Genomic DNA, 16,156 nt, shown 5'->3' with positions numbered 1-16,156 from the left:
GCGCGCAGAATACAGGGTTGTCAGGCTTTTTGCACCTTTCTTCAGAGAACTGCAGATTAGCCCTAGCGAATTTTTTCTGATTGGGTTAAGTTTAACTGGTCGTAGCTGTTACCAGTCTACACAAAGGAATTTTAATCTGCAGCCTAGCTAAGCTGCGGAAATATAATAAAAAATCAGGACACGGGGAGAACGTATGAAGAAGCTTCTGATTAGCCTGGCGGTGACCAGCGCGCTTGGGCTGACCGGCTGTGGTGGTGACTCACTGAATGATATCAAACAAGATACGGCAAATAATGACCAGGTTCTGGTTCCTGCCAGTCGTGTGGTGTTTGATCCTACCGCCAGTAAAGTATCTGTGCCGAATGACTTGTTGTTTCAGGGCACCACAGACGGCACTTTAGTGATGCCGGGTGAAGCGGCTGCCACACCGAACTACACAGACCCACAAACGGCATTGGGTGCGCTTGATGGCTGGTCAACCCAGAATCCGTTTAGCATCGAACTGGCCTTTGCCGGTGGTGTCAGTCTGGACGCAGCCAGTGCGGCACGCCCAGATTCAGTTCGTCTCGTTGAAGTGTTAATGGGTGACCCGGCTTCAACTGATGCTTCTTGCCGCACAGTACCACGCGGCGTGGCTTGTAAAGCTGTTGGCCAGCTGACTTATGGTCAGGATTTTGTGACTAAGGCCGTTGGCAATAATGTCGCAGTGATCCCGTTAAAACCGCTAAAACCAGCTACCACATATATTCTGGTGCTGACAAATAACCTGAAAGATTCTGAAGGCCGCAGTGTGTTGCCATCTACCACTTACGAGCTGGTGAAACAGGATCTGGCGACAATGCCGCTTGGCTCTGAAGCACAACGTGCATTGCAAGGCGTAATCAACAGCTTTGAAAATGCAGTGTCGACACAGTCTATTGCGAAAGACTCTATTATTTATACCGCAGCCATAACGACTCAATCGACGGCAAACGTGCTGGCCACAGTGAAACAACTGATGCTGCCAAGTGCACTCAATGGCAATACACCGCCAAAAGTTGTAGTGCAGAATACCGGTAAACTGGTGTCTGATATTTTATTCCCAGGCGCGACTATTCCGGACAATCCGGCTGACCCGCGGTTTGCCTTTAAACTGGCACAATATTATGCCGGTACTATCAGTCTGCCATATTATTTGGGCGTTTCTTCAGCTGCAGCACCAACTGCGGCGCTGAACACACGTTGGACTGGACGCTGCGATAGTGGCGCGATGATCGCGGCATTAACAGATGCACAAAAAACTGCACTGGAAGCGGGTATTACCACGCCGGCACAGCTGCAGAACGATGCGGTCTGTAAAGGCGCCAGTGGTGGTGCTTTACGTGATTTTGGCATCGATAAACAACGCCATCTGACTAAATTTAACGTCGTGCCGAAAGTCAATTCAGTGCAGACTCTGCAGGTGCAGATGACAGTCCCGGTCGAAGCATTTGGTCTGAAAAAGCCGGAAGCTGGCTGGCCTGTGGTGATTTTGCAGCATGGTATTACCGGCTGTAAAGAAAGCATGCTGGCCATCACTGGGGCGTTGTCGTCACAAGGCTTTGCCACTGTGGCGATCGACCATCCATTACACGGCAGTCGCGGTTTTGACGTGAACGGTGATGGCAAAAAAGATATCACTGCATCCGGAGCTTATTGCCAGGAATCTGGCAACGCCACTGTCTATATGAATTTAGCGGATATGCTGGTTACCCGCGATAACCTGCGTCAGAGTATCGCTGACATGCTGGGCCTGCGTCTGGGTTTGAACTTCAATAACACAGCAGGCCTGATTAATACTCAGGACGTGCAGTTTATTGGTCACTCGCTGGGTGCTATCACCGGTGCCAGCATGGTGGCTTTAGCAAATGCGTCAACCGGCATTCCGACTGCAGATGCTTTATACAAAATTAAAGCCAGCACGCTGGCGATGCCAGGCGGGGCTGTTGCCAATTTCCTGCTGGAATCACCAGAGTTTGGTAACACTATTAAATCAGCGGTAATGCTGGGTTCTGCCACCTTATCACCAGGCTTTAAAGCTTATGTCGATGCACAGAAAGTCTGTGTAGACGCAGCGACTTATGCTGGTTGTGCGGCCCGCTTTGTTGATGGTTATCTGGCTGACCTGACTGCCAAAGGCCAGGTTGCAGCACTGACAGCCATCAGTGCAACTCTGAGCCAGTTTGTGTTTGCTGCGCAGACCATTACCGATGCCGGCGACCCGAACAACTACGCAGCGATGCATGTGGCTGGTAAAACACCAGTGCATATCCTGGAAGTGGTTGGCAATGGCGGTACTAATAAGTCTGACCAGGTGATCCCGAACCAGGCGGTTAACATGCCGTTAGGCGGTACTGAGCCACTGGCACGACTGTTAGGCGCAGCCAGTCTGCCTGCCAAGGCTGGTGGTTATGTGCTGGACCGTCCGTCGATAGCCCGCTTCACTGAAGGTGACCACGCCTCCATTTTAAGCCCAACAGCAAGTGCCGCAGCGACCGCAGAAATGCAGCGTCAAACGGTATCGTTCTTTGTTAATCGTGGCGCAGGTATACAGGTGACGAATGCTGCGGTGTTAAAAGCACAGTAATCATCACGTCTGATGGAAAACCCGGCAGTGCCGGGTTTTTTTTCGCCTGCAATAAACTGTGGTGCCTGCAGGCCAGCACGAGTCAGCCTCACTGTGTGGCACGCATTCATTCTGTGACTATGCGGCTTATGCACTGACGCGCTAGAATGCAAGCAATTCAATTATTTGAGGATATTCTGTGGAATTTTTACTGGAATACGGCATGTTTCTGGCCAAAACCCTGACGATGGTGCTGGCAATCGGCGCTGTGATTGTGATGGTCGTTGTTGCGTCGGTGAAGCCAAAAGCGCGCAAAGGTGAATTATGTTTTGATGATTTGTCGGCGGATTACCAGCATTTACAGGCTGATTTGCAGCAACAGCTGCTGGATAAAAAAGCCTATAAACAGTGGCAAAAACATGCAGATAAGACAGAAAAACCGCAGCACCGGCTGTTTGTTATCGACTTTAACGGCAGTATGGATGCGCACGAAGTCGATGCGCTGCGTGAAGAAGTGACCGCAGTGCTGGCCGTTGCAAATAAAGATGATGCTGTGCTGGTCCGGCTGGAATCCGGTGGTGGGGTGGTGCATGGTTATGGCCTTGGCGCTTCGCAGCTCGAGCGGGTCCGGCAGAAAAATATTCCTCTGACAGTTGCAGTCGACAAGGTCGCGGCGAGTGGTGGCTATATGATGGCCTGCATTGCCGACAAAATCATCGCGGCGCCTTTTGCCATACTGGGTTCTATCGGCGTGATCGCACAGTTACCGAACTTCAATAAATTACTGAAAAAGAATCACATCGAATTTGAACAATTCACCGCTGGTGAATTTAAGCGCACTGTCACAGTATTTGGTGAGAATACCGACAAGGGGCGACAAAAATTTCAGCGCGAACTGGAAGAAACCCATGTGCTGTTTAAACATTTTGTGCAGCGCCACCGCCAGCAACTGGATATCGATGAAGTAGCCACAGGTGAGCATTGGTTTGGATATCAGGCTCTGGAACTGAAACTGGTTGATACACTTTGTACCAGTGACGATTATCTAATCTCTCAATTGGCAGAGCGTCAGGTGTATAAAGTGCAGTATCGAGTGCGTAAATCGCTGGCGGAAAAAGCCGGTCTGACCGCAGCAAGCATCGTTAAAAGCAGTCTGCAGCAACTGCAGCAGCTGACGTTCTGGCGCTGAGATGCAGCAAGATTTCTGGCTGCAATGCTGGCAGCAAAATCAGCTGGGCTGGCAACAGGAAGACGCGCATCCGCTGCTGCGCTCGGCCCCGTCAGACTGGCTCAATGCCAGTCAGGTGTTTGTACCTTTATGTGGTAAATCGCCAGACTTGTTGTTCCTAGCGCAGCAGGCACCTGTTGTAGGGGCTGAATTGTCAGAGATCGCCTGCCGGGACTTTTTTGCGGAAAATCAACTGCAGGCCACACGCAAGCAATCAGCTGCTTTTGTTTGTTACGAAACAGAGGTGATCCGGCTCTGGCAAGGTGACTTTTTTGCGTTGAGACCTGAGCAGGTTGCCGAATGCCGTCGCATATACGACAGAGCCGCGCTGATCGCATTACCGGCGCCGATGCGCCGGGACTATGTCCGGCAGTTGCGGGCTTTAATGCCAGCTGCTGATATGTTGCTGTTAAGTCTGGAGTATCCGGTAGCAGAAAAAAATGGCCCGCCTTTTAGCGTGCCAGCTGAAGAAATCTCTGAGCTGTTTAGCTTTGCACAAGTGACTTTGTGGCAACAACGCGACCTGACCGGACACGGCTTTGCCAGACGCCGTTTTGAGACCTCGTCTCTCGTCGAGACCTGTTGGCGGATCCAGTGGCCGTCTGTGCAACAATGATGTCAGGCAAGACAGATATTTGAGAGAAAATAGCCGGCGAACGCCGGCTATTTTTTGATTAAGAGTGTCAGCTCAACTGACCGGCTTTGGGGTCGTTAAAAACCGCTTCGTCAAAGCAGTTTTCACTTTTACCGACCAGGCAAGACACCATGGCATCGCCGGTGATATTAACCGCGGTGCGCGTCATATCCAGTAAGCGATCGACACCAATAATCAGCGCAATCCCTTCAACCGGCAGGTTGACCTGTTGCAGCACCATTGCCAGCATCACCAAACCGACGCCAGGTACACCGGCAGTACCAATAGACGCCAGCGTTGCGGTCAGTACTACCAACAGATAATCGCTGAAAGTCAGGTCAATCCCATAAACCTGAGCGATAAATACCGTGGCAACGCCCTGCATAATGGCTGTGCCATCCATATTAATAGTGGCACCAAGCGGAATAGTGAAAGAAGCGACTTTATTATCAACACCCAGTTTTTGCGTGGTCGTGGTCATATTGCTGGCGATAGTCGCATTACTGCTGGATGTGCTGAAGGCAAACAGGGCGGTTTCTTTCATTTTGCTGAAGAACATCAACGGATTCAGGCGGGCCGCAAAAGTAATAAAAGCGCCATAAACGACCACACCATGGAACACCAGTACAAAAAGCACCAGGCCAAAGTATTTCGCCAGATTCGCCATATCGCTGAGATCCAGAATAGTGAACTGCTTCGCCATCAGGAAGAACACGCCGTATGGCGAAAAATGCATCACGATACCGACTAATTTCATCATTGCGGTATTGATATCTTCAAACATAAGCCGCAGACGTTCACCCGCTTCTCCTGAAAGCGCTAAGGCCACACCAAACAACACCGCAAACACAATGATCTGTAGCATTTCGCCTTTGGCCATGGCATCAATCGGATTACTTGGAAACATATTGATGAATACTTGCGCCAGACCTGGCGCCTGACCCGGATTAAAATCGCTGGCAGGTGTCATGTTGACACCCTCGCCAGGCTTAACCAGTGTTGCAAAGAACACAGCCAGCGCTATCGCCAGCGCTGTCGTCAGAATATAAAGGCTCATCGACTTGCTGCCGATCCGCCCCAAAGTCCTGATGTCTTTCAGTGAGCTGGTGCCGCAAATCAGCGACACCAATACTAAAGGCACGACCAGCATTTTTAAGCTGGCGATAAAAATCTGACCGCCGACATGAAAAAAACCATCGATAAATAACGCTTTGATCCCAAAGCTGAAAACGCCAACATCAACTACGCGCTCGGCCTGGCCATCCAACAGAAATTTAAACAGAGTACCGACAAGAATGCCGATGGCCATCGCGAGCAGAATTCGCGTGGTCAGATTGTATTTTGTGTTTGTAGTCATCTGGGCACATGGGTTATAACAGAGTTAAGGACGGCGTAATCTAGCAGTTTCTGAACTAAAAGAAAAATTTGTGCTTTAGCCCGAGTAAATTCTCGCAGCCGCGCGGGTTAATCGGCTAAGCTAGGAAAAGTCATAAATTCTAATGAAAATAGCCAGCTAGGGAGAGTTTTCATGCGAAACATCCGGCAACTTCTCGTTGCGTTTCTGATGAGTGTTGTAGTCGCTTGTGGTGGGGGGGGAACTCTGGGAACAAGCGGTACACCTGAGACGCCAAAGTACGCTGCAACTCTGAAATTAATCACTGCTGCCGGAGTTGAAAGTAATCAACTGACCGCGCAATCCCCGTTAACACTGGAAGTTGTCTTAACTTCAACCAACGGCGGCGCTATCAATGGCAAGCTCATCAGCTTTGAATTGAGTAACGCTACGGTGGCCACTTTCAGTAATGGTACGGCATCGGCCGTCACTGATGCGAATGGTGTCGCCCGCATTACATTGTTAGTTGGCCAAAGCTCTGGCGCAGCTCAAATCACAGCGACTCTGCCGGATAGCAGTAAAGCTACCATTGCCTTCCAGTCGGCTGGGGTCGTGCCAGTTTCATACAGCGGCACTATTAAACTGCTCAACGCAAATGGTGCTGAAACAGGCACTTTATCCCAGGCGGTGCCTTTAACTGCTGAGCTGACGCTGACCTCGAGCAGCGGTGGCAGCCTGAGTGGTCAAATCATCAAGTTTGCATTATCAGACAGTGCTGTTGCGCAGTTTGATAATGCCACTGCGTCAGCGGTGACCGATGCCCGTGGCGTCGCAAAAATCGGCCTGACAGTCGGCACCAAATCCGGTGCCGCAGAACTTACCGCGACCTTACCTGATAATTCAGTATCGAAAAAAGCTTTTATGTCAGCCGGTGATAATCCGTCAGCAGACCAACTGACTCTGACGTTGAGTATGCTGAGTGCAGACGGCACCGAAGTCACATCGGTCAGTAATGCCAACCCGGTTAAAGTCAGAGCCCAGCTGAAATCAAAACTCGGTCTCAGCGTGGCGAATAAACAAGTGAATTTTGCCATCAATCTGGCTGATTTAGCGCGCTTCAGTAATTCAGCTGCAACGGCACAAACCAACAGTAGCGGTATCGCAGAAATTGGCCTGACAGTTGGCACTGCCAGCGGGACAGGCACTCTGACTGCGGAGCTTGACAGTAATAAAACGGTCAACGCCGCTAAGTCGTTTGACTCTGCCGGTGATGGCGGTTCTGTTACGACAGATCCGGTGAGTACGGTGTTGCTGCAATCCGACAAGTTGCAGATTGGTAGTGGGAATGCAGATAAAGTCGAATTAACCGCGATTGTGCGTGATCGCCAGCAAAACCTGTTGAAAGATGTTGCAGTTAAATTCGGTATAGAAACCGGTTTTGAGGGTGAAATTGAAGTGCAGTCGGCTACAACCGACAATACCGGCACCGCGCGGGCTGTGCTGACCACCAAAACCAATCCGGCTTTGCGGGATATTCTGGTCAGTGCGACTGCAGGCAGCGGCGCGGCAAAATCTTATCTCACACTGAAAGTTGTCGGGACTGATATTGAAATTGCTGCGGCGCCTGCCGTTGTGCTTGGCAGCAGTATGGATATGACCTTTACAGTATTGGATTCATCAGCGAAGCCCATCCGGGATACCATACTGTCATTGTCATCGGAGCTGAAAAACAGTTTTAGCAATACATCGCCAAGAACTGATGCGGCAACCGGGCGGGCGACAGTGCGTTATACGGCAGTAAACGCTGGTAATGATACCGTCACAGTGTCGGCACTCGGAGTGATAAAAACCGTATTAATTGAAGTAAATGCCGATGCATTTGCGTATGTCAAACCGGCGAATGAAGCAGAGATCCCTGAAATCGCGTTAAACACGCCAGCCAATGCGACTGTCAAGTGGACACGCAGTGGCTCGCCGGTCGTTGCTCAGGATGTCGGCTTTACCACGACAAGAGGTGTGATAGCCGCTGATGAACCAGGGCTGGCAGATAACAAAGTTGTGTCCACGATTCAGACTAATGCTGCAGGTGAAGCACAAATATTTATGCGTTCAGCTTTCGCCGGTCTTGCCAGTATCTCAGCAAATACCCGTGGCACCGGAGCAACCTTACAAACGCAAAAAGTGGTTGAGTTTATTGCCACAGTGCCTGATCCGAACCGCCCGCTGGAAGTGCAGGCCATTCCGGCGCAGTTAGCTCCGGGTGAAAAAGCCATCGTTCAGGCGATTGTGCGGGATGCCAACAATAACCCGGTGAAAAACAAAGAGATCGCCTTTAGCCTGGTGGATTCATTTGGTGGACAGTTAAGCCCGGCCACAGCCAGGACCAACTCGCAGGGGATTGCCACCACAGAATTTACGGCGGATGTCACAACACCTGGCAGCGGCAACCCGCAAGATCCGAAAGGCCTGAAGATTAAAGCGACTATTGCCGACAATGATGCTATCAGTGGCACCACTGGGATCTCGGTCGGTAACCGCACGCTGTTCTTCCGTTTTGCTACCGGCAATGGTATTGAAGAGTCAGACGACAAAGTGTTGTATAAAAAGAAATATGCAGTGCTGGTGACAGATTCTACCGGCAATCCGGTGCCAAATCAGGTGCTGACGGTGTCGGCGCTGCCAACCCGGTATAACAAAGGTCATTGGTTTAAGCGCCCGGTCAATCAGTCGTTTAAGTATTGGGAGGCTGTATATTCTAATACCGGCGACGATCTGACCTGTTTGTCAGAAGATAAAAACCGTAACGGTATTTTGGACGCTGGCGAAGACGAAAATGGTGACAAACAACTGACACCTGGCAATATTGCAACAGTCGAGAAAAATATCACAGCGGGTACTGACGGTATTGCGTATTTCACCCTGACTTATCCGAAGACCATGGCGCCTTTCGTCGACGTGGAAGTTGTTGTGTCTGGATTTGCTGCCGGTACAGAAAACGTCACAGCCCGCACCGTCTCGTTGGGATTTAGCTCAGAAGATACCACCGACGAATCAGACAGACCTTGGGCCAGTCCGTTTGGGGTTGATGCATTCGCAAATGAGGAAGGATTTACCACCAAATCTATCTGCGCTATCAACGGCCAGACCTTCCCGCTCTGATGAATCGCAGGGGCACAACAGCCCCTTGCGTCGCTGTTCAACAAAAACCGGTCTTTTACAGACCGGTTTTTTTTTTGTACTCCTGGTGTCCACTAAGGCAGCATGCGGCCTAACTGAAGATTCAATTAGATTGAATAAAAAAACACAGTGCCAGGCCCACTTCAAGTTTGTTGCGTTGACACAAAAAAACAGCCTGATATATCTGGATCAACTGCCACACCTTTACATTTTTTTGCGCAAGCTGATGTTATCTAAATGCTTGATTTAAATTGGTATAATTTATTTTGTGGCTGTGTTGTGACCAGTAGGCACAACCAAACGTAACGCTGAGTGCAAACCGAATTGCCAGGCTTTATAAATATTTCAGACTGCATAAACATTCGATAGTTGATCTGAATTCATCACCGGGAGCTGATATGACAACGTCCGTAGATTTATTTCTTCAAACCGCCAGCCAATGCCTGTGCCCGCCGGGGGATGGCGTGTTTACCGTCAATACCGCAAAAGAACGTAAAGCGCTATTACGGGCTGAGCTATTTGGCCAGGATGCTGATGTGCGGGCTGAGTGGCTGGCTGGGCTTCAACGATTTGCCGGGTCAGCCGAGTCTGCAGCAATCCTTGGCATCAGTTCAGATTGTGGTGGCGGTATTTTGCGAGGTGCTAATTGGGGGCCGTTATTTTTGCGTCTGGCGCTGTTGCAGCAGCAACGGCAAAGCTACCCGGCGGACCTGGGAGATATCCGGGTGATCCCCCATCTGCTGCATGATAAATATCTGAATGCAGAAACTATCACTAACTGTCGTCAGGCGCTGTACCGAAATGCCCAGGCAGATTTACCGGTGAGCCCGCTGTCGCTGACTGAGCAACTGGCCGATTTGTTTTATCAGGCTTTTCCGGGCAAAGGCATTTTTGGCATCGGTGGTGACCATTCGGTAAGTTATCCACTAACCAAAGCCTATTTAAAAGCGCGCCGCACCGCCGGTATTCGCACTGCCATCATTCATTTTGACGCCCATACCGACCTGCTGACAGAGCGGCTTGGCATTGACCTGTGTTTTGGTTCCTGGTGTACCCATATCCTTGAATTTTTGCCGGCACCATCGCATTTGATCCAACTGGGGATTCGCTCCAGCGGGAAGCCAAAATCACACTGGGAAAGCACTTTTGGTGTGCGCCAGTTCTGGGCTGATGAAATCCGCTCACTGGGTGCTGTGGCAGTAGCTGAGGCTATCGTGACGCAGCTAAAAGCGGCGGCGGTCGATGAGCTCTATGTCAGTTTCGATATCGATGCACTGGATGCAGAATATGCCGCAGCGACAGGCACGCCGGAAACCGGAGGCATGACACCGGATGAAGCACTGCAGATCCTTGCTATTCTGCAGCAGCATTTCCGGGTTGGCGCTGCTGACATGATGGAAATTGCGCCCTTTACCGACAGTACCGGACAGGGTGCTGCAAGTTCAGCGCAAACGCTCAAAGTAGGGGCAGAACTTTCTGCCGTTTTACTCGACGCTATCAGTCGGGATCCAGCCTGTTAAACACCTTTTTGGCGCAGTTTATTGCGCTTCATCCAAAAAAATCCGCGCCCGACCATATCGGGCCGGATTTAGCCTGTTTTGCCGGAGCTGCTGGATAAAGCAGCAATCAAGCCTCGAAAAACCAGCTGTCGGAGACAATTGTGCAACTGGCTACTTGTCACAACCTCCGTTTACGGATATACGTTAAAAAGCAAAAAAGACTACTGAATTTTTTAATAGGGACTCCTGCACTCCAATGGCGAAATCTCTGGTCATCGTCGAATCCCCGGCAAAGGCAAAAACTATCAACAAGTACCTGGGTGCTGATTACATTGTAAAAAGCAGTGTCGGGCATATCCGTGATCTGCCATCGAGCAGTTCCAGGGACAAAACCAAGGCAAGTGACAGTAAACTCAGCAAAGCTGAAAAAGACTATCTGGCGCTGGTAGACCGGATGGGGATAGATCCGGCAAACGGCTGGAAAGCCCGTTATGAAATTCTGGAAGGCAAAGAAAAAGTTGTCCGGGAATTAAAGCAATTAGCGGAAAAGGCAGACACTGTTTACCTGGCAACGGACTTGGACCGCGAAGGGGAAGCCATCGCCTGGCACTTGCAGAGCATTATTGGCGGTGACGCCAGCAAGTTTAAACGCGTTGTATTTAACGAAATCACCAAAAACGCTATCAAAAATGCTTTCACTGAGCCTGGTGTTGTTAATCAGGATCGTGTGGATGCGCAGCAGGCCCGACGCTTCTTAGACCGCGTAGTAGGTTTTATGGTGTCGCCGCTGTTGTGGAAAAAAGTCGCCCGTGGCTTGTCCGCCGGTCGGGTGCAATCAGTCGCAGTGCGGCTGGTCGTCGAGCGCGAGCGTGAAATTAAAGCTTTTGTGCCGGAAGAATACTGGACTGTCGACGCCGACGTGCGTAATCCACGCCAGGCGCAGCTGCGACTGGAAGTAGCACGTCAGGCTGGCAAAGCCTTCCGCCCGGTCAATCAGCAGCAGACTGATGCGGCTGTCGCGTTATTACAGCGCGCAGCCTATCAGGTGACCGATCGCGAAGACAAACCATCGAGCTCCAAACCACAAGCGCCATTTATCACTTCAACGCTACAACAGGCGGCCAGTACGCGTCTGGGCTATGGCGTGAAGAAAACCATGATGCTGGCGCAGCGGCTGTATGAAGCTGGTTACATCACTTATATGCGTACCGATTCGACCAACTTGTCGGCGGAAGCTGTTGGCGCAGTGCGCGATTTTATCGTGCAGCAGTTTGGTAAGAACTATCTGCCGGCTGAGCCATTAAGCTATGGCAGCAAAGCCAATGCGCAGGAAGCACACGAAGCGATCCGGCCTTCGGACGTGAATGTGCAGGCGTCTGCCTTAAGTGATATGGAAGTCGACGCCAAGAAGCTGTACGAGCTGATTTGGCGCCAGTTTGTCGCCTGTCAGATGCCACCGGCGCTTTATGACGTCACTAACATCACAGTACAAGCCGGTGAGTTTGAACTGCGTGCCAAAGGCCGTGTGTTACGTTTTGACGGCTGGACCCGGGTGCAGCCGGCACAAAAACGTAAAGACGAAGAAGAAAACGAATTACCGGATGTTAAAGTCGGCGAAGTGTTAAGCCTCGAGCAGTTATTGCCGGCGCAGCATTTTACCAAACCACCGGCACGCTACAGCGAAGCCAGTCTGGTCAAAGAGCTGGAAAAACGCGGTATCGGCCGTCCATCGACATATGCCGCTATTATTTCCACTATCCAGGAACGTGGTTATGTCAAAGTCGACAATAAACGGTTTTATGCCGAAAAAATGGGTGAGATCGTCACAGACCGGCTGGTCGAGAATTTCAGCGATCTGATGAACTACGACTTTACCGCCAACATGGAGCTGAAGCTCGATGATATCGCCAATGGCGAGGCGGCCTGGCGCAAGGTACTGGATAATTTCTATGCCGATTTCTCCAAGCGACTGAAAGTAGCGGAAGGTGACAGTACTGAAGGCGGTATGCGCACCAATCAGTTCGTGCTGACCGACATCGACTGTCCGACCTGTGGCCGCAAAATGGGTATCCGCACCGCCAGTACCGGCGTGTTTTTGGGCTGCTCCGGCTACAATCTGCCGCCAAAAGAACGTTGCACCACGACAATGAATTTGACGCCGGGTGATGAAGCGGTCTTGGTTGCTGACGAAGAAGAGCTGGAAACCGAAGTGCTGCGCCACAAAAAGCGTTGCGCTAAATGCGGCACCGCGATGGACCCGTATTTACTGGACGAGACCCGTAAACTCTATGTCTGTGGTAATAACCCGGGCTGTGACGGTTATCTGGTTGAAAGTGGTGCCTTTAAAATCAAAGGTTATGATGGCCCGCTGATCGAATGTGAAAAATGTGGCTCGGATATGCAGTTAAAATCCGGCCGCTTTGGTAAATACTTTGGCTGTACCAACAGCGACTGTAAAAATACCCGTAAATTGCTGCGTAACGGCGAAGCAGCACCACCAAAAGAAGATCCGGTGCATTTACCTGAGCTGCGTTGCGAGAAGTCAGATGCGTACTTTGTACTGCGTGACGGGGCAGCTGGCTTGTTCCTAGCGGCGTCGACCTTCCCGAAAAGCCGCGAGACCCGCGCACCGCTGGTGGCCGAGTTACAGCGCTTCAAAGACCGGATGATGCCGAAGTTCCATTATCTGGCGGCAGCACCGGCACAGGATCCGGCCGGCAATGCAACGATAGTGCGCTGGAGCCGCAAAACCAAGCAGCAATACGTGATGTCAGAGAAAGATGGCAAAGCGACAGGCTGGATGGCCTGGTATAAAAATGGTCAGTGGGTGGAAGGCAAAGCTGACGCCTGATTAGCCTGTCTTAGCTAAAACAAAGCCCCGCATGCGGGGCTTTGTTATTTATGCGAATGCTGCAGTGGCTGTAAGGCAGGTGAGAGGACTACCATTTTCTCTTCGGCGCGAATAACACATCGAGGTCGTTGTTTTCCTGTTCGGCTTTTTTCTGCCGGTCCCGCAGGTTGCCTTCTTTCAGTTCTTCGGCAATTTCTTGCAGGATGTTGTTCATTTCGGCCCGGCGCGACTGCACATATTCATCAGCATGGCTGGCGTTGCTGAGTGTCACCAGGGCTTTTTCATAACACTGCCGTGCCGAACCCAGCAACTGGTTGGCTCTGGCCTGATTGCCGCGTTTAATTTGGCTTTCAACATTGATGCGCAGCTGCAGGTTCTCGAGACGGCGGTCTTCTTGAATCACTAACTGGGTATCGATATTGCCGCGGGCATGTTCAGCGCGCAGAATAGTTCTGAGTTTTTTGATGCCCTGGATCATGCTGATAATTTGTTTGTCGTTATCCGGCAGACTGATATTTTCTGCAGCGCCCGGGCTTTCTTTGCCAAGTTCAGACAAACGTTTTTCAGTGTCAGCCAGCCGGCTTTTTAAATCACGGGAACCGGGTTCCAGCTCCACCATGGCTTTGAGAGTATAAGCAATGCGGGTCAGCAGCATCTGCACTATGCCGGGCGTCAGCGGCACATTGGCGGCGTTCAGCAGGATCTCTTCGGTATCTTCCAGCATGCCCCGCAGTTTACTGAATTCGGCGCGTTTTAACGTGGCCAGTCGTTCTTTGTGCTGCTGCATCGCGCTGGCGACTACGGAGATCACCAATAAGCCAATGAAAAGCACCACAATTACTGTAAAAGCCATCTGAACCTCTGCTTTGGTCTTACCTTCGCATCTTAAACAGAAACGCGGCAAAATACCAATCTTTGCACTGGTGCTGTATGTGAAGCCGCGCTATTTGACATACCCGCCGGCACAGCCTGATCTGATTCATTTTATGCTGTTTTTTGGCATCAGGGCAGAATTAAACGAAACACAGCGCCGCCGAACTGTCCGCCATTGGAGAGTTCGATGCGGCCGCATTGCTGCCGGTTCCGATGCGCTCGTGCAATCATATGAGCAAAAAACAAGCCAAGCCCGGTGCGGCCGGCTGCAAGATTCAGATTATTGATGCCTTCATCGCTGTTATCCAGCATGTCCGCCGGATAGCCGGTGCCGTCATCGTGCAGTTCTATCACCAGCTGCTGTTGTTGCAGACTGGCTTTTAGCAACAGGCGGCTGGCTGAGTAGCGTAGCGCATTGACAAACATATCGTTCAGCAGGTTGCTGACAAGGTCGTTGTCAAAAAACCAGCTGAGCCGGGCAGGGCAGTCTTTGATGACTTCGATATGGCGTTGCTGACTGTATAACGCATTTTTCAACAGGATCTCGTCCACTAAGTCGTCGACGTTATATTCGTCCATATGCAGCGGCAGCTGATCCTTTTCAATGCGATACAGGGACAACAACTGCAACAGATTAGTGTTCAGCCGCGTGGCCTCATAATGAATGCGGCCGAGTTCCTGACTTGCTGACAGTGATTTTTCCGCCAGCTCCTGCTGCAACACTTCCATCGACTGGATCAGCATACATAAGGAGTTTTTCATATCGTGTACGCCGGACGCCAGTACGGTCGCGAAATCTATTTCGGGGTGCTCCACAACATTCTCCGGTGAAGTTCAGTGTTCTGCAGGAAAAAGTACTACAGTCTGATTGGTTTTTTAGCTACTATTAGTTATACATAAATAAAAAACAATGAATCGTTGGAATAATTAGCCCGATTGATTGTCGCCAGTGGCCGTCAACCATGGAAAGCCTGACCGATGAAATTACAACAGCTCCGTTATATTGTCGAAGTGTTAAACCATAATCTGAACGTGTCGGCGACGGCGGAAAGCCTGTATACGTCACAGCCTGGTATCAGTAAACAAGTGCGGATGCTGGAAGACGAATTAGGTATTCAGGTGTTTGGCCGCAGCGGCAAGCATTTAACTCACGTCACACCAGCCGGGCGCGATGTGATTGAAATTGCCCAGCAAATTCTGGCTAAAGTTGAAAGTATCAAAGCGGTGGCGAAGGAACACACTTTACCGGACCAGGGCAAACTGAATATTGCCACCACCCACACACAAGCCCGGTATGCGTTGCCCGGCGTCATCGGCGGTTTTATCAAGAAATTTCCTAAAGTATCCTTGCATATGCATCAGGGCACGCCGCAGCAAATCTCTGAGGCAGCGTCCCGTGGCGAGGCCGATTTTGCCATTGCGACTGAAGCCATGCATTTGTTCAGCGATTTAGTGATGTTGCCTTGTTACCACTGGAACCGCAGCGTCATCGTACGCACTGACCACCCACTGGCAAATTTACAGCGCAAAATCGAAATTGAAGATGTGGCGCAGTATCAGATTGTCACTTATGTATTTGGTTTCACCGGCCGCTCTGAACTGGACCGCGCTTTTGGCGAAAAAGGCCTGGAGCCGAAAATTGTCTTTACCGCCACCGATGCGGATGTGATTAAAACTTATGTCCGGCTTGGTCTTGGCGTTGGCGTCATTGCCTCGATGGCAATGGACAAAACGTTGGATACCGATTTAGTTGCCATCGATGCCAGCCATTTGTTTGCGGCGTCGACCACCAAAATCGGTTTCAGAAAAGGCACGTTCCTGCGCACTTATATGTATGATTTTATTGAGCGTTTTGCGCCGCATCTGACCAAAGAAGTGGTGGAGCGCGCCAATATGCTGCGTAATCAGGAAGAAATCGATCGGATGTTTGCCAAGTTTGAATTACCGGTGCGTTAGGCGCTGGAAAGAACCACACAG

10 protein-coding genes are annotated in these 16,156 nt (G+C 50.7%); 7 read left to right on the top strand and 3 right to left on the bottom strand.

The annotated features are described in order from the left end of the window. Positions 1-193: 193 nt before the first annotated feature. From Q399_RS0118195 to Q399_RS0118185, 3 genes are all read left to right on the top strand, one after another. Positions 194-2,605 carry a VolA/Pla-1 family phospholipase gene (locus tag Q399_RS0118195; protein ID WP_031571019.1) on the top strand — a complete coding sequence of 804 codons (2,412 nt, stop codon included), beginning with the start codon at positions 194-196 and terminating at the stop codon, positions 2,603-2,605. 178 nt (positions 2,606-2,783) lie between these two features. Next, positions 2,784-3,773 (top strand): protease SohB, encoded by a 990-nt coding sequence (gene sohB / locus Q399_RS0118190; protein WP_031571017.1) that lies wholly within the window; start codon positions 2,784-2,786, stop codon positions 3,771-3,773. Between the two features lies 1 nt (position 3,774). Next, a complete protein-coding gene (locus Q399_RS0118185; protein ID WP_031571015.1) occupies positions 3,775-4,428 on the top strand; it encodes a class I SAM-dependent methyltransferase in 654 nt (217 codons plus the stop codon). A gap of 67 nt (positions 4,429-4,495) precedes the next feature. Here Q399_RS0118185 and Q399_RS0118180 read toward each other — a convergent pair whose 3' ends face one another. After that, entirely contained in the window at positions 4,496-5,803 is a 1,308-nt protein-coding gene (locus tag Q399_RS0118180; protein ID WP_031571012.1) for a dicarboxylate/amino acid:cation symporter, read from the bottom strand. A gap of 171 nt (positions 5,804-5,974) precedes the next feature. Between Q399_RS0118180 and Q399_RS0118175 the strand changes: the two genes are divergently transcribed. The 3 genes from Q399_RS0118175 to topA all read left to right on the top strand — a co-directional run bounded on the left by Q399_RS0118175 (position 5,975) and on the right by topA (position 13,306). After that, positions 5,975-8,938 carry an Ig-like domain-containing protein gene (locus Q399_RS0118175; protein WP_084164505.1) on the top strand — a complete coding sequence of 988 codons (2,964 nt, stop codon included), beginning with the start codon at positions 5,975-5,977 and terminating at the stop codon, positions 8,936-8,938. 416 nt (positions 8,939-9,354) lie between these two features. After that, entirely contained in the window at positions 9,355-10,476 is a 1,122-nt protein-coding gene (locus Q399_RS0118165) for an arginase family protein (RefSeq protein ID WP_031571003.1), read from the top strand. Positions 10,477-10,711: 235 nt separating this feature from the next. Then, a complete protein-coding gene (gene topA / locus Q399_RS0118160) occupies positions 10,712-13,306 on the top strand; it encodes a type I DNA topoisomerase (protein WP_031571001.1) in 2,595 nt (864 codons plus the stop codon). A gap of 88 nt (positions 13,307-13,394) precedes the next feature. Here topA and Q399_RS0118155 read toward each other — a convergent pair whose 3' ends face one another. Continuing rightward, a complete protein-coding gene (locus Q399_RS0118155) occupies positions 13,395-14,159 on the bottom strand; it encodes a hypothetical protein (RefSeq protein WP_031571000.1) in 765 nt (254 codons plus the stop codon). A gap of 149 nt (positions 14,160-14,308) precedes the next feature. Beyond that, complete coding sequence (locus Q399_RS0118150) at positions 14,309-14,995, bottom strand: sensor histidine kinase (protein WP_031570997.1); 687 nt, start codon at positions 14,993-14,995, stop codon at positions 14,309-14,311. 162 nt (positions 14,996-15,157) lie between these two features. Here Q399_RS0118150 and cysB point away from each other — a divergent pair, with 162 nt between their 5' ends. Next, positions 15,158-16,135, top strand: a complete 978-nt coding sequence (gene cysB / locus Q399_RS0118145; protein WP_031570995.1) for an HTH-type transcriptional regulator CysB — start codon at positions 15,158-15,160, stop codon at positions 16,133-16,135. Positions 16,136-16,156 lie beyond the last annotated feature (21 nt).

This window comes from Rheinheimera texasensis DSM 17496 (genome assembly GCF_000711985.1).
GTDB classification, from domain to species: domain Bacteria; phylum Pseudomonadota; class Gammaproteobacteria; order Enterobacterales; family Alteromonadaceae; genus Pararheinheimera; species Pararheinheimera texasensis.
This window is presented reverse-complemented; position numbering and strand designations above follow the sequence as displayed.